The sequence below is a fragment of the Campylobacter sp. 7477a genome (assembly GCF_014892335.1).
GTDB lineage: Bacteria > Campylobacterota > Campylobacteria > Campylobacterales > Campylobacteraceae > Campylobacter_A > Campylobacter_A californiensis.
This window is the reverse complement of record NZ_JADBJH010000006.1, coordinates 49,655-66,249: the sequence shown is the minus strand read 5'-3', so window position 1 is coordinate 66,249 and position 16,595 is coordinate 49,655. Positions and strand designations below refer to the sequence as shown.

18 protein-coding genes, 5 tRNA genes, 2 pseudogenes and 1 CRISPR repeat array (1 of these 26 cut by a window edge) are annotated in these 16,595 nt (G+C 38.1%); of the genes and pseudogenes, 9 read left to right on the top strand and 16 right to left on the bottom strand.

Features of this window, described 5'->3' with window-relative positions:
- A CRISPR array of direct repeats spans positions 1 to 173; the repeat unit is 30 nt; unit sequence GTTAAAATTTAAGCCGTTGGCTTTTGAAAC (it extends 2,277 nt beyond the left edge of the window).
- A gap of 19 nt (positions 174 to 192) precedes the next feature.
- A pseudogene (locus CCAL5182_RS04125) lies at positions 193 to 288 on the top strand (winged helix-turn-helix domain-containing protein); the annotation flags it as partial.
- The gene (locus CCAL5182_RS04120) at positions 281 to 754 is read left to right on the top strand and encodes a hypothetical protein (protein WP_336610318.1); all 474 of its coding nucleotides are present in this window, start codon (positions 281 to 283) and stop codon (positions 752 to 754) included. The pseudogene CCAL5182_RS04125 and the gene CCAL5182_RS04120, both read left to right, overlap by 8 nt.
- 533 nt (positions 755 to 1,287) lie before the next feature.
- Here the strand turns inward: CCAL5182_RS04120 and CCAL5182_RS04115 are convergent.
- The 5 genes from CCAL5182_RS04115 to CCAL5182_RS04095 all read right to left on the bottom strand — a co-directional run bounded on the left by CCAL5182_RS04115 (position 1,288) and on the right by CCAL5182_RS04095 (position 1,865).
- A tRNA-Ser gene (locus CCAL5182_RS04115) sits at positions 1,288 to 1,377 on the bottom strand.
- Between the two features lie 47 nt (positions 1,378 to 1,424).
- Positions 1,425 to 1,580, bottom strand: coding sequence for a hypothetical protein (locus tag CCAL5182_RS04110; RefSeq protein ID WP_169938356.1), 156 nt, complete (start codon positions 1,578 to 1,580; stop codon positions 1,425 to 1,427).
- A 16-nt stretch (positions 1,581 to 1,596) separates the two neighbouring features.
- Positions 1,597 to 1,670, bottom strand: a tRNA-Cys gene (locus tag CCAL5182_RS04105).
- 21 nt (positions 1,671 to 1,691) lie between these two features.
- Positions 1,692 to 1,777: transfer RNA gene (locus tag CCAL5182_RS04100), tRNA-Leu, on the bottom strand.
- 13 nt (positions 1,778 to 1,790) lie between these two features.
- Positions 1,791 to 1,865: transfer RNA gene (locus tag CCAL5182_RS04095), tRNA-Gly, on the bottom strand.
- A 117-nt stretch (positions 1,866 to 1,982) separates the two neighbouring features.
- On the opposite strand from CCAL5182_RS04095, the gene CCAL5182_RS04090 reads away from it, so the two are divergent.
- Positions 1,983 to 2,058, top strand: a tRNA-Ala gene (locus CCAL5182_RS04090).
- Between the two features lie 125 nt (positions 2,059 to 2,183).
- Here the strand turns inward: CCAL5182_RS04090 and CCAL5182_RS04085 are convergent.
- Both CCAL5182_RS04085 and CCAL5182_RS04080 read right to left on the bottom strand, forming a co-directional pair.
- Complete coding sequence (locus CCAL5182_RS04085) at positions 2,184 to 4,031, bottom strand: aryl-sulfate sulfotransferase (protein ID WP_336610317.1); 1,848 nt, start codon at positions 4,029 to 4,031, stop codon at positions 2,184 to 2,186.
- Positions 4,032 to 4,323: 292 nt separating this feature from the next.
- Positions 4,324 to 4,953, bottom strand: a pseudogene (locus CCAL5182_RS04080) (aryl-sulfate sulfotransferase).
- Positions 4,954 to 5,028: 75 nt separating this feature from the next.
- Here CCAL5182_RS04080 and CCAL5182_RS04075 point away from each other — a divergent pair.
- The 3 genes from CCAL5182_RS04075 to CCAL5182_RS04065 all read left to right on the top strand — a co-directional run bounded on the left by CCAL5182_RS04075 (position 5,029) and on the right by CCAL5182_RS04065 (position 6,509).
- On the top strand, positions 5,029 to 5,205 hold the full coding sequence (locus CCAL5182_RS04075; protein WP_336610316.1) for a hypothetical protein: 177 nt from the start codon (positions 5,029 to 5,031) through the stop codon (positions 5,203 to 5,205).
- Between the two features lie 94 nt (positions 5,206 to 5,299).
- Positions 5,300 to 5,815: an ATP-binding protein gene (locus CCAL5182_RS04070; protein WP_336610315.1), complete on the top strand. Its 516-nt coding sequence runs from the start codon at positions 5,300 to 5,302 to the stop codon at positions 5,813 to 5,815.
- A 10-nt stretch (positions 5,816 to 5,825) separates the two neighbouring features.
- Positions 5,826 to 6,509 carry a response regulator transcription factor gene (locus CCAL5182_RS04065; RefSeq protein ID WP_336610314.1) on the top strand — a complete coding sequence of 228 codons (684 nt, stop codon included), beginning with the start codon at positions 5,826 to 5,828 and terminating at the stop codon, positions 6,507 to 6,509.
- A gap of 79 nt (positions 6,510 to 6,588) precedes the next feature.
- Here CCAL5182_RS04065 and CCAL5182_RS04060 read toward each other — a convergent pair whose 3' ends face one another.
- The 6 genes from CCAL5182_RS04060 to CCAL5182_RS04035 all read right to left on the bottom strand — a co-directional run bounded on the left by CCAL5182_RS04060 (position 6,589) and on the right by CCAL5182_RS04035 (position 11,134).
- Positions 6,589 to 6,723, bottom strand: coding sequence for a hypothetical protein (locus CCAL5182_RS04060; protein ID WP_257792133.1), 135 nt, complete (start codon positions 6,721 to 6,723; stop codon positions 6,589 to 6,591).
- Positions 6,724 to 6,732: 9 nt separating this feature from the next.
- Positions 6,733 to 7,851 (bottom strand): cytochrome d ubiquinol oxidase subunit II, encoded by a 1,119-nt coding sequence (gene cydB, locus CCAL5182_RS04055; RefSeq protein ID WP_336610343.1) that lies wholly within the window; start codon positions 7,849 to 7,851, stop codon positions 6,733 to 6,735.
- Positions 7,844 to 9,373 (bottom strand): cytochrome ubiquinol oxidase subunit I, encoded by a 1,530-nt coding sequence (locus CCAL5182_RS04050; protein WP_336610313.1) that lies wholly within the window; start codon positions 9,371 to 9,373, stop codon positions 7,844 to 7,846. Before CCAL5182_RS04050 ends, cydB begins: the two co-directional genes overlap by 8 nt.
- 79 nt (positions 9,374 to 9,452) lie before the next feature.
- Positions 9,453 to 9,584, bottom strand: coding sequence for a hypothetical protein (locus tag CCAL5182_RS04045; protein ID WP_336610312.1), 132 nt, complete (start codon positions 9,582 to 9,584; stop codon positions 9,453 to 9,455).
- Between the two features lie 243 nt (positions 9,585 to 9,827).
- A complete protein-coding gene (locus CCAL5182_RS04040) occupies positions 9,828 to 10,571 on the bottom strand; it encodes an XRE family transcriptional regulator (protein ID WP_336610311.1) in 744 nt (247 codons plus the stop codon).
- Positions 10,572 to 10,876: 305 nt separating this feature from the next.
- The gene (locus CCAL5182_RS04035; RefSeq protein WP_336610310.1) at positions 10,877 to 11,134 is read right to left on the bottom strand and encodes a hypothetical protein; all 258 of its coding nucleotides are present in this window, start codon (positions 11,132 to 11,134) and stop codon (positions 10,877 to 10,879) included.
- A gap of 84 nt (positions 11,135 to 11,218) precedes the next feature.
- On the opposite strand from CCAL5182_RS04035, the gene CCAL5182_RS04030 reads away from it, so the two are divergent.
- Positions 11,219 to 11,512 carry a thermonuclease family protein gene (locus CCAL5182_RS04030; RefSeq protein ID WP_336610309.1) on the top strand — a complete coding sequence of 98 codons (294 nt, stop codon included), beginning with the start codon at positions 11,219 to 11,221 and terminating at the stop codon, positions 11,510 to 11,512.
- Between the two features lie 63 nt (positions 11,513 to 11,575).
- On the opposite strand, the gene CCAL5182_RS04025 is transcribed toward CCAL5182_RS04030, so the two are convergent.
- The 3 genes from CCAL5182_RS04025 to CCAL5182_RS04015 all read right to left on the bottom strand — a co-directional run bounded on the left by CCAL5182_RS04025 (position 11,576) and on the right by CCAL5182_RS04015 (position 13,174).
- A complete protein-coding gene (locus tag CCAL5182_RS04025) occupies positions 11,576 to 11,938 on the bottom strand; it encodes a sulfatase-like hydrolase/transferase (RefSeq protein WP_336610308.1) in 363 nt (120 codons plus the stop codon).
- Positions 11,877 to 12,884 carry a sulfatase-like hydrolase/transferase gene (locus tag CCAL5182_RS04020; protein ID WP_336610307.1) on the bottom strand — a complete coding sequence of 336 codons (1,008 nt, stop codon included), beginning with the start codon at positions 12,882 to 12,884 and terminating at the stop codon, positions 11,877 to 11,879. The genes CCAL5182_RS04025 and CCAL5182_RS04020 overlap by 62 nt, the downstream gene beginning before the upstream one ends.
- A 74-nt stretch (positions 12,885 to 12,958) precedes the next feature.
- On the bottom strand, positions 12,959 to 13,174 hold the full coding sequence (locus CCAL5182_RS04015) for a DUF4492 domain-containing protein (RefSeq protein ID WP_169972389.1): 216 nt from the start codon (positions 13,172 to 13,174) through the stop codon (positions 12,959 to 12,961).
- Positions 13,175 to 13,380: 206 nt separating this feature from the next.
- Here CCAL5182_RS04015 and CCAL5182_RS04010 point away from each other — a divergent pair, with 206 nt between their 5' ends.
- Complete coding sequence (locus CCAL5182_RS04010; protein ID WP_169972388.1) at positions 13,381 to 15,015, top strand: CTP synthase; 1,635 nt, start codon at positions 13,381 to 13,383, stop codon at positions 15,013 to 15,015.
- Positions 15,005 to 16,582, top strand: a complete 1,578-nt coding sequence (gene recJ / locus CCAL5182_RS04005; RefSeq protein ID WP_169972387.1) for a single-stranded-DNA-specific exonuclease RecJ — start codon at positions 15,005 to 15,007, stop codon at positions 16,580 to 16,582. Before CCAL5182_RS04010 ends, recJ begins: the two co-directional genes overlap by 11 nt.
- Positions 16,583 to 16,595 lie beyond the last annotated feature (13 nt).

The window sequence follows — 16,595 nt, the reverse complement described above, 5'->3', positions numbered from 1 at the left end:
GATGGCTACGGTTAAAATTTAAGCCGTTGGCTTTTGAAACTGTATTCATCGGGGATTTTAGCCCCGCTGTGCTCGGTTAAAATTTAAGCCGTTGGCTTTTGAAATTGCAATGGTTGGGCGGATTGGTTGGATAGCCTACTAGGGTTAAAATTTAAGCCATTGGTTTTTGAATTAAAATGAATGAAGACAGGTATAGGGCGACTGCGTCAAAAGATAGGAGATGACTCTAAAAATCCACGATATATCCACCCCGTGCGCGGTATAGGGTACAAATTTATCAATGCGTAGTATATCTATAGTAAAGCTAATAACTTTTTTCTTTTTTATCGCTCTTATCATAGTAAACTCAGCATTTTATATCGAATCAAACAGGCAGATAAGAGACGCAGAGTACTTTACTTATCAGCGCTTTATGCTAGGTATGCGTATACGCGGACAAGAAGACAGTGGTGCTACCGAGCAGTTAAAGCAAATAGGGCTTAAAAACAGCGAGTATGACCCAAATGAGATCAGGCAAAACGGTGAGAAAATTTTTAGTGACTCATATGCCGATATGATAAGATATAACAAAAAGCTCTATTTTGTGCCTAGATTTTTTTCTGTAGATGCCAAAATGCTACCACGTATTATGATAGCAGCAGGGCTTGATCCGCTAAAAAACGACATCACAACACACGAAGTGCCTTTAGAAAATTTAGAAGAGATGTCTACAATATCTTTTGGACTTATGCTTGGTTCGATCTTGATCTCTTGAGTGGTTTTTTTCTCGTTATTTAAAGAGATAGGTCGATAGAAGTCAGACACTACTCGCTTAAATATCTCTCTATACTCTTTATAGTCTATATAGCCTTTGACAATATCTGCGCTGTTTTTAATGGATTTGATATATTTTTCAAAGCTGGTGTATGACTCTTGATGGATGCTCTCTTGGGTTGTTGAAATTTTATCTATTGTTGATTTTACTTTTATGGCTATAGCTTTTGCTTCATAAACATCATCTGTAAAAAGAGAGTATTTGATAGTTACCCGTTTTCCATCTTTAAGAGCTTGATCAAAATAATAATAGCTTGATCTGTCTTTTATCTTCATTATCATTTTAGAAGCCATAGCAAACTCCTAAAATCAGCACGAAAAAACGTATGGTATAGAGATGCAATTTATTCAACAAATGGGCTATTTCTATTCCGCATCTGCAAATTTGCATCAAAAATAGCAAAATTTGATATAAATGAAAAGTTGACTTAATGCTGATACAAACGATATTTGAAGGGGATTTTTTATAAATAGTGGCCGGGAGATAGGGATTCGAACCCCAGGAGGCTTTCACACCTCAACGGTTTTCAAGACCGCCGCTTTCGACCGCTCAGCCATCTCCCGAAAACAAGTTGTGATTATATCAAAATTAGCTTAAAATTTGATATAAATTATTCTGTTTTTTCCTTGACATAAGTAGCGCCATCATTTATCTTCTCTTTTGTCCATTCAGCTGCGTTTGAGCTATCAGCCTTTATGCCACTCCATGTATTTGAACAACCAGTAAAAAATACAAAAATAACAAAAACAAAAGATAAAATTCTCATGAACATCCCTTAGTCTTGGAGGCGACACCCGGATTCGAACCGGGGGTAAAAGCTTTGCAGGCTTCTGCCTTACCACTTGGCCATGTCGCCATACAAAAACTCTAACAAAAGTGGTGCCCAGAGCCGGACTTGAACCGGCACGGAAAAAAATCCGAGGGATTTTAAGTCCCTTGTGTCTACCATTCCACCACCTGGGCAACAAATAAAAAATGGAGCGGGAAACGAGATTCGAACTCGCGACCCTAACCTTGGCAAGGTTATGCTCTACCCCTGAGCTATTCCCGCGTTTTAAAAGGAGCAATTTTAACCAATCTTTGCTTAAAAATTTATTTGATTTTGCTTTAATTTTGTAAAATTTCAAAATTTTGTAAGAATGTTTTGTGTAAAATACCGAAACATTTTGGGGTTATAGCTCAGCTGGGAGAGCGCTTGAATGGCATTCAAGAGGTCGGCGGTTCGATCCCGCTTAACTCCACCAAAATTTATTCTATTTATTCCATTCATTTTAAACTCGCAACTATTTTTGAGGATATTTTATTTAATCATTAAAGTGGATTTGTATGAAATTTAAGCCTCATTTTTGAGGCTTAAATTCTAAAAGCATTACTTTGTAAATGCCTTTTCTACGCTAAATGGAAACGCTTGATATCCCATCGCGTTTGTCATCTTAATCTCAATAGAGGGCTCTTTTGCACCCCATTCAAATTCGTTGATATGTGGGCTTGGTTGACCTACCGGACGACCTGTTGCTATATCAAACTGCATACCGGCAACAGCAGAGTAGGCAAATACGCTATCAAGATCATCTTGATACTGGGTTAGGCTGGTAACCGAGCTATACCACTCTGAGCCTCGCTCTTTGCCGTATTCCCATACTTGCTCTACTGTTTTGGCTTTTTCGTCTATTTTAAATACCACCGCCCTGCTGTATTTCATGCCGGCGATCGCAGGTTGCTCAAAGCCACGACTATCGCCGTTGTCAAATACTGTTAGGTAAACAACACCTTTTTTAGACTTGCTGTCTATTCTAAATGCTGTGTGCTGTGTGTATTGCCAGTCAAATCCACCCTTGTCGCTTTCATATCCCGGGCATTTTGTGTAGTCGTCTTCGCAGACTATTTTGTTGCCGTTTTTATCTACCGGTTGAAGCAAGGCTGATTTAAATTGCTCTTTCCAGCCTTTGTGTCCGCCCATTATCCATTTGACTTTTTTATCACGTCCGATTTTAATAACGGCATTTTGGTGACGTGAGCTTATTATGATGCTATCGTCTGTTGGATCATGATCTACGCTGTTTACGTGAGCCCAGTTGCGTCCCGGACCTGATCCTACGATGTCACCCCATTTTTCCTCTTTATCCATAGACATTAGCTCATCTGTTGAGGCTGTATGACCGGCTTTTGAAGCATCAATGTTTAGACAAACTGCACCTTGGTCAAGCACTTTTAGGACAGTATCTCTGTAAGGATCTAAAATTTCATATAATCTCCAGTCATCCACTACGTTGCCGTCGCGATCGACCTCGACGATCACGTCGCGCACGGTGCGGACGTTTTTGCCGTCGCTTCGCTTGTAGTTTGCGTTTGCGACGCGAAGCAAGTAGTGTCCGTTATCCATGACGTCCATTGAGTGAGAGAAGTCGTTGTATCCCGCAGGCAGCTCGCGGTCAAAAATTTCGCGTCCTAAAATGTCGTATTTAGCGTATCTTTGTCCATATCCCCACGTCATCGCGCCGTCGCTGTTTTGCTTAAAGCCCATCATCACCCCAGCGTTAAACGGCTTTTTAAGATCGTAAAATCTGCTTGGCTCGAGATACCAGCGCACTTCACCTTTAGTATCTAAAATAAAGTTATTTGGCGAGTAGTTCCATTCTAGCGCGCCGCCTGCCGGGTTGTTCCAGACGACTTTTGTGCCTTTGCCGGTTTTATTGACGAAGTTATTTACATAATAAAGGCGGTTGGCAAATTTTGCGCTTGGTGCTTTTACGACTTCGATTTTATCAAATAGCGCACCCTTTTGATTTGGTGTGCCGGAGCTTTCTAGATAGATCGCCGGAGCGTAAATTTTATACGTTTCTTTTATCTTCTCCTCGGCACCTTTATAAATTTTTGTGTATTCAACTTCGATAGTATTTTGGTAGTCCGGATACATGCCAAATACAGGAATTCCCCCGTGTGTGCGTAGATGTTTGTCGGCTACTTTATAGCTTATCACTTGTCCACCCGGTTTTGGGACAACTGTTACTTTTGCGTCTTTGATGGTATAGCCACCGTTTTTGATAACAGCCGTAAGAGGAGCTGTATCGTAAGGATTTACAACTACTTCACCAAGTTGTCCAGGTATCGCATAGTCGATATGTGCGCCACTTGGTCCGCCGATAGCAAGAGCTGTTGTAGCAACTGTGCCTACTAACAATCCTGCAACTGCAACCGATGAAAGAATCTTTTTCATATTTTCTCCTTTTGAAAATTTTTATCAATTTGAATTATAGCAGTTTGTTTTCTTGTAAAACTATCGCTAATATTATAAAATGCTTAAAATTGAATTTAGATAAAAATTTAAAGAACGCCAAATGAAAGAAATATGATGAGGAAAGGAGATATTATTCAAATGGCGTAGGAAAAGTTGCATTATACATTATAAATCCTTTAATAAATCACAAAAAACTTGCTCTTCGTTTAACAACGTATAGAATTTACACAAAACGACCCTTGTTTATGCAAAGGTCGTTTGTATATAGTGTCTATTTGGAGTTGAAGGCTTTATTGATATCAATAGGTAATGCCCTATAGCCAATGGTATTTGAGTTAATAAATTTCATCTCAAACTCAACCTCTTGTGTGCCATACTTAATCTCTTCTAAGAATGGAGTAAGAGCTGCTTTACCAGCACGGAATGCCTTAACATCACCAAGTCCGGCTGTAGCAGAGTAGACAAACATAGTGTCAAATTTAGGGTTATACTCAGTAACCGAAGTTATCGGGCTATACCACTCAAAGCCACGATTTTTGCCGTATTCTCAAACTTGCTGAACAGTCATGTTTTTCTCATCTACGACATACTCAACCGCGCGTGAGTATTTCATATTTATAAGTGCCGGTTGCTCCATACCGCGACTATCACCATTGTCAAATACGCTTACGTGAACCTTGCTACCTTTGCTTTTTTCATTTACTTTATAAGCTGTGTGTTGTGTCCAAGTGTAATCAAATCCGCCCTTATCACTTTCATATCCAGGGCATTTTGAGCCACTTTCGCCACAGTCTATAGCTTTGCCGTTTGCATCGATAGGTTTAAGTACTTTTGTTGCTAGGTCGCCAGTCCAGCCCTCTTTTGAAGCAAGGATCCATTTTACTTTTTTATCGCGAGTGATTTTTACAGTTGGAGCAGGAGTTGATAATGAAAAGAGATTGATAATCTCTTAAACGATATCAGTAAAAACGCTGCATTGCTTCTTTGTGGCTTTTTAGCTCTTAGCTTGCTTGCAAATTTCTTGCATAACTTTATGTATAATAAAATCAATGCTCGAAAAAAAGAGTATGAAATTTTACTTATGCATAAGGCAAAAATGAGCGAGATAGGAGAGTTGTTAAGCGGCATAAATATCAATTTATCCAGCCTGTAAATTCCTTAAGGCTCATAACAACAACCATAAATGCGCTGAAAAAAGATGGTCATCTAAGTGATGAAAAACTAGAAGTAATGTTAAAAAATCAATCATGCTTTTAGGCGATACTATTGAAATTTTTAGAAATTTTTATAAAACAAATGAAAACATAAGCAAATTTAGCATAAAAAGGAGTATTAAAAATCTTTTAACTCTTATGCATACTGAGCTAAGTCGTGCAAATGTAAGTGTGGTGCTTGAAGAATTTGAGGATAGAAATATCAGTCAAGTAGAAAATATCATCCAGCAAATTTTGCTTATTTTAATCCACAACGCAAAAGATGCCGTAGTGGAAAAATTTAAAGATGATTTTAAATCAAGAGTGATTAGTATAAGTGTGAAATTTGATGAGAAATACTGCTATATCAAGGTAAGTGAGTTTGGTTGCGGAGTAGATAAACGCATACAAGAAAAGATATTTGATACTCCAAAGACGACAAAAGAATTTGGTAGCGGGATCGGACTTTACTTTGGTAAAAAGCTCGCAAACGAGAAAATCTGCGGTGATTTAAAGCTCTTGAGCGTCAAAGATCCAACGGTGTTTTGTTTTAGTTTTGCTATAAATTAAAAGGAAAAATATGAATGATGAGGTATTAAGCTTATTATCAACGATCTCGGTTTTAATCGCTGAAGACGACGAGATAGCTCGTGAAACGATAGCTGAAGGGTTGCGTCCATGTTGTAAAGCCGTAAATGTTGCAAGGGATGGGTATGAAGGAGTTGAACTGTTTAATAAATTTAACCCCGATATAATTTTAACCGATATTCACATGCCGTTAATGAACGGCTTTGATATGATGAAAGAGATATTGAGGGTAAAACCACGTCAAAAATTTATAATATTTACTTCGTATGATACAGATCATAATTTAATTAAAAGCATAAAGCAGGGTGCGACACTGTTTTTGAAAAAACCGATCGACATGCAAACTCTTAGGGGTGCGCTTGTGACTTTAACTTTTAAAAACGAAGACGAGCTTGTCAAGATAAGTGACGGGGTTAGCATAAATTTGGCTAAGGAAAAAATTTACAAAGATGGTCAAGAAATATATCTTACGTTTTTACAAAATAGACTATTTTGGCTACTAGCTTATAATCTAAATTCTTTAGTTAGCTATGAGATGATAGACGAATTTGTTTACAGTAATGAGCCGACAAGCAAAAACAGCGTGCAAAAGGCTATATTACGTCTTAAAAACGAGTTAAATTTAAATATCAAAAACATCTTTGACGGCGGATACATGCTGTGTGCTAGTAAGTAGCTTTTGTTTTGGTTTTAAAGTATATTTGGTAAGTTTAAATTTAGGTTTATTTACGATAAGACGGGAAAGCCCCGTCTGTTTATTTGTTTTTATCTTCAAAGTCAAAGTATCTTTGCGGATATTTTTCAACTTCTTTTATGTTTAAGAGCACAAATTTATACCCTAAAAACAGAGATAAAATCCACAAAAAGAAAAATACTAAAGCCGATATCATCATCTCTCCTTAATAAGCGTGCTGATCGTTTTTGATCTCTTCTTTTGTGATCTTCTTGCTATCTATAGCTCTCCAAACCACAAAGATATAGCCTAAAACCACAGGCACAAGCAGGCTAACATAAGCCATGACGTTTAGTGTATAGTGGCTTGAGCTTGCATTTTTTATCGTAAGCGAGCTTTGTAGGTTGCTAAAAGACGGATAAAACGCGGTATTGTTTAGTCCTGTGATCAAGAACAATGAAGTAACAACCAAGACTACACCTAGTCCATAAGGAAAGATCGCGTGTATACTCTTTGTAAAAGCACCTTTAAAAACACTATAAAGAACGGTTACGACACCAACAGTCATCGCAAGTGCGATCATAGGCATTTTTACTAAATTTAGAGAGTATTTGTATTTGCTTAGCGTAACCACGCCGTTTGCATCGTATTCAAATCCGTCTTTTGTAAGTATCCAAAACAAAAATGCCAAGAAAAACGGTAAAAACAAAATGGTATTTTTAAGCACCGCTTTTCTTGCGTTTGCCCTTAACTCCTCATCGTCTATGTTATTTATAAGATATAAAGCACCGCCTATACGAGACAGGAAAAACATCGCAAGACCAAGCAGGTATAGCATCGGGTTGGCTAAAGCTTCAAGTCCGCGCCAAGGTGTTTGCCAATCAACGAAATTTCTTTCATTTAGCATAAAGTCGCTTCCTGAAAAAAATGTACTAACTGCCATTCCTATCAAGATAACGCCAAGCGAGCCGTTTATATAAAGAAAAATTTCATAAGTTTTTACACCTAGAAAATTATCAGGTTTTTTGCGGTATTCGTAGCTTACAGCTTGAAGTATAAAACAAAACAAGATCGCAAGCCAAACCCAATACGCACCACCAAAGCTTGTTGCATAAAAGAGTGGAAATGCCGCAAAACAAGCGCCGCCAAACATAACAAGCGTGGTAAAGGTAAGCTCCCATTTGCGACCGATAGAATTTATGATCATATCTTTTTGAAGTTCGTTTTTAGCGAGTGAAAAGATAAGTGTTTGTCCGCCTTGAACAAACATCATAAACACAAGCAGCCCGCCAAGCAAACTAACTATAAACCACCAGTAAAATTGAAGAATTTCTAAACTAAACATGACTTTCAAATCCTATCTTTATCTGTTTTGACATGATTTTTATCTCAGCTATAAGTAGCGTCGTAAAAAGCACGGCAAATAGCGTGAAAGAAATTTTCACGTTTGTATCGGCTAAATTTGTAGCGCCGACACCTACGGTCATGAGGTCTTGTATCGTCCAAGGTTGGCGACCGACTTCTGCCACTATCCATCCTGCCTCAGCCGCAATGTATCCAAGCGGTATACTAAGCACACAAAGCCAAAGGAGTTTTGGAAAGTTTTCGATCTCGTTTGCCATGCAAAGGTAGGTAACAACCAAAAATAGCGCTATAAAGTAACCCCCAAGTGTAACCATAAGGTGAAAGCTGTAAAATGTCGTTGCTACAGGAGGAATGGCATCTTCTGGTTTATCAAGGTAGTTGTAGCCCAAAAATTTCATATTTTCATCTAAAATTTTTGCAGCATCTTGGGCTGTTTGCGTATCGCCTGACTTCTTAGCTTCTTTATAAATTTTAAGCGCGTCGGCTGCGATTTTGCCTTTTTCCATCTTGCTTGCGACACTTTCTACGCCATGTGTTTCATTTCCGTAAACCAAGTCGTCGATCCCCGGTATAAAGCCCTCTATGCTTCTTGTGCCAAGCAAAGATAGCATGTAAGGTACTTCAAGGTCTATTAAGAACGGATCTTTGTCATCACCGGGTTTTTTACTTGGATCCAAAATTCCCATAGCGACTAGACCTTGTCTAGTATCTCCCTTATAAAGACCTTCCATTGCAGCTAGTTTCATGGGTTGGGCTTTTGCGGCTTGGTATCCGCTCTCGTCACCGCTAAATAGTAAAAACAAAGACGTGATAAGTCCAAAACTAGTAGCTACTATCATGCTCTTTTTTGCCATAACAAGATGACGACCTTTTAGGATAAACCATGCCGAAATTCCTATAACAAAAAGTGCAGAGATGACATATCCGCTAGTAACCGTATGTAAAAATTTAATGATACCGACCGGGCTAAGTGCTACTTCGAAGAAATTTTCCATCTCCATCCTTGCGGTATCTGGATTAAATTTCATGCCGATAGGGTATTGCATCCAGCCGTTTGCGACAAGTATCCAAAGTGCGCTTAAATTTGAGCCGATCGCAACAAGCCAAGTAGAGATAAGGTGAAATTTTTTACTTACTTTATCCCAACCAAAGAACATTACGGCAAAGAATGTGCTTTCCATAAAGAACGCAAGTAGTCCTTCTATCGCAAGCGGTGCTCCGAAGATATCACCCACAAACCAGCTGTAATTTGCCCAGTTTGTGCCAAATTCAAATTCCATTATGATGCCCGTCGCAACACCGATAGCGAAGTTAATGCCAAAAAGTTTTAGCCAAAATTTGGTTATGTCACGCCACTCTTTGTTGCCTGTTTTGACATAAATGCTCTCCATTATCGCGATAATGAAGCTAAGTCCCAGTGTGAGCGGAACAAATAGAAAATGATACAGAGCCGTTAATGCAAACTGTGCCCTAGACCAATCAACCGAAGCTAATTCAGCCATATTTTTTCCTTTAAAAAAAATTATTATTCTTGATTATAATACAAATTTCATTTTTTTTAAATAAATTTGCTAAAAACGGCTATTTAAAGCTGCTAATATCAATTGCGGGATCGCCGCTTATATTTTTTATCAGCATTTTTGAATTTAAAAAATCATCTTGTTTGACTTCTTCAAAAACATCACTTATCTCGTTAAAATTTTCAGTTTGCACACAGATCCATTTTGCAAAGCTTTGTGGAAAATGTGTAAATTTGTGTATGAAATGAGAATTTATATAGACAAGAAAAAAGATAAGAGAATTGCGATAGTGTCGTGATTTGAGTTATAAATTTTCTCATTTTAATGAGATTAACAAAAGTGTTCGCAAGTTTAAAATTTCATACACCAATCATACATTTTGGCGACAATGGTTAGACAGGTGTCAAAAAATGGTTAGAGAGCCGTTAGAATGGCGTTAGAGCGCAAGCACGCCAAGAGGCACGACTTTTCTTACGACACCTACGATTTTAAGCATATCCAGCTCATCGCCGCTCATTACAATATCTTTGTAAAGCTCATTCATCGAAGTTAGCTTAACCTCCCTATTTATCGGATCGCGCAGTAGTTTTTTGACATAGAGATCGCCGCTAATGTTTGCGATGACGATTTCGCCGTTTCTTGCCTCGTGGGTTGGCTCGACAAGCAAGGTATCGCCGTTTTTTATAATAGGCTGCATACTATCGCCAAATACGTTGATAAGGTCGTATTGGCGCACGGGGACGCGCAATACTTTGGTTAGAAATTTAGCGGTGATAGGGACTATGTCGTAAGCTTCATCATCATTATTTGCGCCGTATCCCGCCGCTACGCTAACGCTAGGGAAAAAGCGCAAATTTATAATCCTATTTTCTTGCTCGTCAATAAGTGTTCGCAATTTTTGTAATTTTTCGGATTTTTCTGGACTAACGTCATTACTTACGAACGACTTACGAACTAAATTTTCGTTAGACTTACGAACTATCGAATTGTCTAAAAAATCAGTCAAACTTACATTAAAAACACTTGCCAGCTTTTCCAAATTAGCTGTAGTGATATTGTCTCCCTTTCCAGTCTCATATCGTTTAATACTTTGTATTGATATGTCTGATTTGTTAGCCAAATCTTCCTGTGTCCAACCAAGTTCTAAGCGATAAAGTTTAATTTTTTGAGCTAAATCCATAAAATACCCTTGACAAATCTAATTTATTAGACTATAATTCTTTTAATTTTAATTTTGAAATTATAACTTTAAAAGTTTAATTAAAATTAAAAGTAGAGTTCTTTTAAATTTTATTGTTAAGTCGGTAGAAAGGTCAAGAATGAAAGTCGCATTTTGTAGTACCGAGCCAAGCGCGTCTAGCTTTAGTGTTAGACAATGGCTCGGTAAAGGAGTAGAGAGGCTGCTTGCAGTTTTAAACCAAAGCGGATATTCGAGACGGCTTGTAAGATATTGCGATATGATTTTATATAGACATATAGACTCGATCAACACTCAAGACAAGCAAATGTGCGATGAGTGTGCGAAAAAGCTCTCAGATATGCGTTATAGAGTCTCGTATAGTGGATCAAATCGGCGTAATCAAGTAGATGTAGTCCGAGAAATTCGCGGTCTTTTTCGTTAGGTATATCCTTATAAGAGGCTTTTAGATACGGCTCATCCATAACTTCGCTAAATTTATACGAAAACTGATAAGAAGCGGGTATAAAATAATTGTTTGGATGAGCTATGCTATCGTCGTGCAAAACACGTAAAGTAAAGTGCCTAAATACAGGGCTTATAACAGGCTTTAAGTGTTCGCACTATATACGTAATGCTATAATACGAATATGAATAAAATACTACTTGTCGCACTTGTTTTTTTACTAAATTTAAACGCCGATACTCTTTTTGGTAAGGTTGTAAAAATAATCGATGGAGATACTATCCACATCCTTGATAGCTCAAAAAGACGGCACAAAATAAGGTTGTTTGGCATAGATGCTCCTGAAAAAAAACAAGCCTACGGCAATAGGGCGAAAAACTATCTTAGCGGCTTAATAGCCGGCAAGGAAGTAAAAGTTGAATATAACAGCCTAGATAAATATCAAAGAATTTTAGGCGTAGTATTTTTAGAGCGTTAAAGTTAGCCGTAGAAAATAAAGGTATTAGCTATTTAAAGCTAATACAAATCATTGACGAAGCAATCATAAAAGAACGTGAAAAAAAGTAGAACGCGTCCTTGCCTGCGTAAGCTCAAACTTTAGCTCCGAAGAGTTTGGGCTTGACGAGTGTAAATGCTCTTTTGCTATATGTTCTACCGCCAAAAGTTCAACAGGTTTTTTGACGTGAGTTAGCCCGTGATCGCTAAAATATATCATAGAAAAACTTTCGTTGTTTTCTTGTAAATTTCTTGTCAGAATTTCATAAACCGACTTAAGGTCGTTGTCCGTTTGCCTTATGCTTTCGACATAGCAGTTTATCTTAAATGTCGCTTCGTCTGGGTATTTAAGATACTCTTTTGAAGATAGCTTGTTGCAAGTTATCGGATGAGAGCCTATAAAATGCAAAAATATAACACGCGGTTTTTTGTGATGGAGTATCAAAAATTTTAGCAAAATGACCAACCAAATCGCTATCAAATTTACCGCCTCCTTCTTTTGGCATGAAATACACATTTTTTGTGCGTTTAGCAACCAAGGTAATAAGTGTGTCGTAGTATCCTAGATAGCCTTGGTTAGAAAACCAAAATGTTTCAAAGCCGCTTAAATTTGCTAGATCGACGATGTTTAAATTTAAATTTCTATTGTGATTTAAAATTCCGTTGAGCGAAGGGATGGTGTTTATACCGACTGCATTAAAGCCGTCTATGAAAGTGCCGTTTACACTGCTTAAAAACGGGTTGTTTTTGACGCTATAGCCGTAAATTTCATGATAGTCACGTCTTGCGCTCTCACCGATAACAACGACATGGTTTTGGTATTTGTTATCTATGCTTTTTATTTGCCATTGCGGCTTTATGACCGTGTTTTGATATAGTTTTAAGTCGTTGTATGATTTTTGAAAAAACTTAATTGGCTTAACAAAAGAACTAGTAGTTGCTATACCCCAGAGTTTTCCAGTAGCTGTGGCTACGGCAAAAAGTGTAAAAAATATAAAAATTTGCCTTTTTGTTAAAACTGTTTTATTTGTTTTTCTAAGATAAATTATCAAAGATAAAGAAAAAATCGAAAGCAAAACATACTCTGCAGGCAGAGTTCTTGAAAATTCGCTAGCCTCGCTTAAGTAGGTGCCAAATATCGACATTACAAATGCCTCATTTACCATACCGTTTGTAAGTCCCACCGGTGCATAAAAGCATAAAAATAGCACGAAAGGGAAAAATATCAGCCAAAAAATATAGCGAAATTTCACAAAAAGCCAAACACTACCATAAAGATATAAGGTATTAAGAAGTAGCTTTAAAAGCTCGTTGTATCCTCCGCTGTATGTTAATCTCCCGGTTCCTAGGCACATGTATACGCATACCAGCGCTAATGCCAAATTTATAAAAATTTTTCATCTTTTGTATCCAACATAAATATAAATTTTTACTCTTTTGTTAAATTTTCAATGACAAAATTTGCTTTTTCGTCGTCTGATTGAAATTTGGTATTGAGTGTTTCACTGAAGAAAAATATCTTAAGTATACCAAACATAATGAGAAGCTTTATTAAAATAATCGCCCAGAGCCTCTTGCCGAGTTTCATGTTTTTAAAGCCGTCGCTGTATAGTTTAAAGAAATTTATTAGATAGTTTTTACTCATCCGCAAAGCCTATAATAATCAAACTTAAACTAGGTTTAGTTATCAAGTCATTTTGCGTGAAACAATGTCGTTTTTACTCGAATTTTCCTGTTTGCTCTTTATATATTTAAACCGCTTTTGTGGGTGTTTTGTGATTAAAACATGGTGTATTTTAAATTTAAAAAGATATAATTGAGCCATTAAAATATTAAAATAAAGGAAAATTTATGGTTAAAGAGACGAAGTATATTTTTATAACAGGTGGCGTTTTAAGCTCACTTGGTAAAGGTATCGCGGCTGCTAGTATCGCCACACTCTTAAAGAATGTCGGCTTAAAGGTAAGTATGCTAAAGGCAGATCCTTATATAAACGTTGACCCGGGAACTATGAGCCCTCTTGAACATGGTGAGGTTTTTGTTACGGATGACGGTGCGGAGACAGACCTTGACCTTGGACATTATGAGAGATTTTTAGATGAAAGCCTAAGTCAGGATAATAACTTTACGACAGGTCGCGTTTATAGCGCCGTTATAGAAAAAGAGCGAAGAGGGGACTACCTTGGTAAGACGATACAGGTTATACCTCATATCGTTGGTGAGATCGTAGACCGTATCAAAAAAGCAGGAGAGGGTAAAGACGTTTTGATAGTAGAGATCGGCGGAACAGTCGGCGATATCGAAGGTTTGCCGTTTTTAGAAGCTATCCGTGCACTTCGTGTTGAGGTTGGTAAAAAACGCGCTATGAATATCCACCTAACGCTCGTGCCTTATATCAAAGTTGCCGGCGAGTTAAAGACCAAACCTACACAACACAGTGTGGGCGAGCTTCGCCGTATCGGCATAAGCCCCGATATGATAATATGCCGAAGCGAAATGACTCTAAACCGTGAGTTAAAAGATAAGATCGCGTCAAGTTGCGGCGTGGAGAAAAATTGCGTTATAGAAAGCTCGGACAGCGCAAGTATCTATCAAATTCCGCTTGCGTTTTTAAAGCAAGACATACTAACTCCTATAGCTGAAAATTTAGGGCTTGGCGAGCTAAAACCTGATATGTCGCAATGGGATAGTTTGGTAAAACGTATCATCGCGCCAACTGACGAGACGACTATAGCTTTTGTAGGCAAATACGTTGATCTAAAAGAGAGTTATAAGAGTCTAACCGAAAGTATCATCCATGCAGGAGCAAATTTGGACGCAAGAGTAAATTTAAAGTGGATAGATAGCGAGAAGATAGAGCCAACGAATGTCGAAGAGTTGCTTAAAGATGTTGACGGTGTTTTGGTGGCAGGCGGCTTTGGCGAACGCGGTGTTAGCGGAAAGATCGAGGCGATAAAATTTGCCCGTGAAAACAAGATCCCGTATCTTGGAATTTGCCTTGGCATGCAGCTTGCACTTATAGAATTTGCAAGAAATGTCTTAAAACTCGAAGATGCAAATTCGATCGAATTTAATACCGAATGCAAAAACCCGATCATCTATCTAATAGACAGCTTTATAGACGCTAGCGGTCAAAAGCAAATTCGCACACATAAAAGCCCGTTAGGTGGCACTATGAGACTTGGCGCTTATGCATGTGACATAAAAGCAAATTCTTTGTTAAGTGAAATTTACGGCAAGGTAAAAACCGTAAAAGAGCGCCATCGCCATCGCTATGAGGCAAATCCAAAATACAGAGAGAGTTTTGAAAAAGCCGGGCTTATAGTAAGCGGTGAAAGCAACGGCTTGATAGAGGCTATCGAGATCAAAAACCACCCATGGTTTATAGGAGTGCAGTTTCACCCTGAATTTACTTCGCGTTTAACAAAGCCAAACCCAACAATACTGGGCTTTATACGCGCTAGTATAGCAAACCATGCTAAGTAAGGAGGAGATTAGGAATTTATTAGAGCTTAGATTTAGCAAAGACATACACAAGAAGCTTTCTGAAATTCCTACTCCAAGCGTCTTAAAGGATATCTTTAAAGGCGCGACGCGTATCAAAGAGGCGATAGAGCGTGAAGAACATATAGTCATTGTTGGGGATTATGATGTAGACGGCGTCGTCTCTAGTGTGATATTGGCAGAATTTTTTGATGATTTGGGAGTTAGCAACTATCAAGTTCGCATACCAAATCGCTTTAAGGATGGATACGGGTTAAGTCCTGATATGATCGATGAACTCGATGATAACGTATCGCTTATCATCACCGTTGATAACGGCATAAGTGCAAACGAGGCAGCCAAAATTTGTAAAGAAAAGGGCATTGATCTCATCATAACAGATCATCATATGCCCCCGCTTATCTTGCCTGAGGCCTATGCTATCATTAACCCAAAGCAGCCTGACTGCTCCTTTCCAAATATCGAAATTTGCGGTGCAGAAGTTGCGTGGTATTTAGTTGGCGCGATGAAAGAAATTTGCAAACTAAACTATGATATGGCGAAATTTTTAGAGCTCTTAGCTATAGCTATCATAGCTGATATGATGGAATTAAGAGATATGAATAGGATGCTTGTTAAACTGGGAGTTATAAGGTTAAACAGCTCAAAACGTGCCGCATTTACAGCGATAAAAGAATTTTACGGCAAGGATAAATTCGAGTGTGACGACATTAGTTTTCTTATCGCACCTCTTATAAATTCGGCCGGTCGCATGGATGATGCGATGAATTCGTTTTATTTTTTACGCTCTAAAAACATAAACGAAGCCTATGAATACCTTGACATGATCATAGAATTTAATAACTCTCGTAAAGAAGAGGAGAGGACGCTCTTTGAGTGCTCGTTAAAGGATGTTTCTGAAAATGACGAGATTATCGTAACTTGGGGTGAGCAGTGGCATGAGGGAGTTATCGGCATAGTTGCAAGCCGTTTAGCAAAGCATTTTGGTAAGCCGGCTATAGTTTTTAGCGTAGATAAAGGAAGAGCCAAAGGCAGTGCCAGAAGTGTTGGTAAGCTTGATATACTTTCGCTTATCGCACAACATGACGAACTTTTAAATAGTTACGGCGGACACAAGGGTGCGGCAGGGCTTGTTTGCGATCCGGAAAATTTAGAGAAATTTAAAAAGGCGATAAATCAAAGCTGCTTTTTAATGGATGACCTGCAAACATTTCTTCATTCAGATGAGTTGCTTGGTGATATAGATGCGAACGAAATCGACTTTGAGTTGCTTGAAATTTTAGAGTCTTTCGAGCCTTACGGGCAGAAAAATCCACGCCCTGTGTTTAAGATACGAGATATTTTAGTGAAAAATGAACGCCTCATAGGCAGGGACCAAAACCACTTAAAGCTTATATTGCAAAAAGATGATAAGACGCTTGAGGCGCTGTTTTTTAACTTTAATCATCATGCAAGAGCGGGTGATGTCATAGACATAGTATTTTCGGTTTCAAAAAATTCATTTCGCGGACTCATCACTCCGCAACTTTTGATCAGGGAAATAAGCTAAATTTAAAGGAAGA

Coding starts and splice junctions, on each gene's coding strand:
- CCAL5182_RS04120 (WP_336610318.1), top strand. CDS start 281: ATGCGTAGTATATCTATAGTAAAGCTAATAACTTTTTTCTTTTTTATC.
- CCAL5182_RS04110 (WP_169938356.1), bottom strand. CDS start 1,580: ATGAGAATTTTATCTTTTGTTTTTGTTATTTTTGTATTTTTTACTGGT.
- CCAL5182_RS04085 (WP_336610317.1), bottom strand. CDS start 4,031: ATGAAAAAGATTCTTTCATCGGTTGCAGTTGCAGGATTGTTAGTAGGC.
- CCAL5182_RS04070 (WP_336610315.1), top strand. CDS start 5,300: ATGCTTTTAGGCGATACTATTGAAATTTTTAGAAATTTTTATAAAACA.
- CCAL5182_RS04065 (WP_336610314.1), top strand. CDS start 5,826: ATGAATGATGAGGTATTAAGCTTATTATCAACGATCTCGGTTTTAATC.
- CCAL5182_RS04060 (WP_257792133.1), bottom strand. CDS start 6,723: ATGATATCGGCTTTAGTATTTTTCTTTTTGTGGATTTTATCTCTGTTT.
- cydB (WP_336610343.1), bottom strand. CDS start 7,851: ATGTTTAGTTTAGAAATTCTTCAATTTTACTGGTGGTTTATAGTTAGT.
- CCAL5182_RS04050 (WP_336610313.1), bottom strand. CDS start 9,373: ATGGCTGAATTAGCTTCGGTTGATTGGTCTAGGGCACAGTTTGCATTA.
- CCAL5182_RS04040 (WP_336610311.1), bottom strand. CDS start 10,571: ATGGATTTAGCTCAAAAAATTAAACTTTATCGCTTAGAACTTGGTTGG.
- CCAL5182_RS04030 (WP_336610309.1), top strand. CDS start 11,219: ATGAATAAAATACTACTTGTCGCACTTGTTTTTTTACTAAATTTAAAC.
- CCAL5182_RS04020 (WP_336610307.1), bottom strand. CDS start 12,884: ATGTGCCTAGGAACCGGGAGATTAACATACAGCGGAGGATACAACGAG.
- CCAL5182_RS04015 (WP_169972389.1), bottom strand. CDS start 13,174: ATGAGTAAAAACTATCTAATAAATTTCTTTAAACTATACAGCGACGGC.
- CCAL5182_RS04010 (WP_169972388.1), top strand. CDS start 13,381: ATGGTTAAAGAGACGAAGTATATTTTTATAACAGGTGGCGTTTTAAGC.
- recJ (WP_169972387.1), top strand. CDS start 15,005: ATGCTAAGTAAGGAGGAGATTAGGAATTTATTAGAGCTTAGATTTAGC.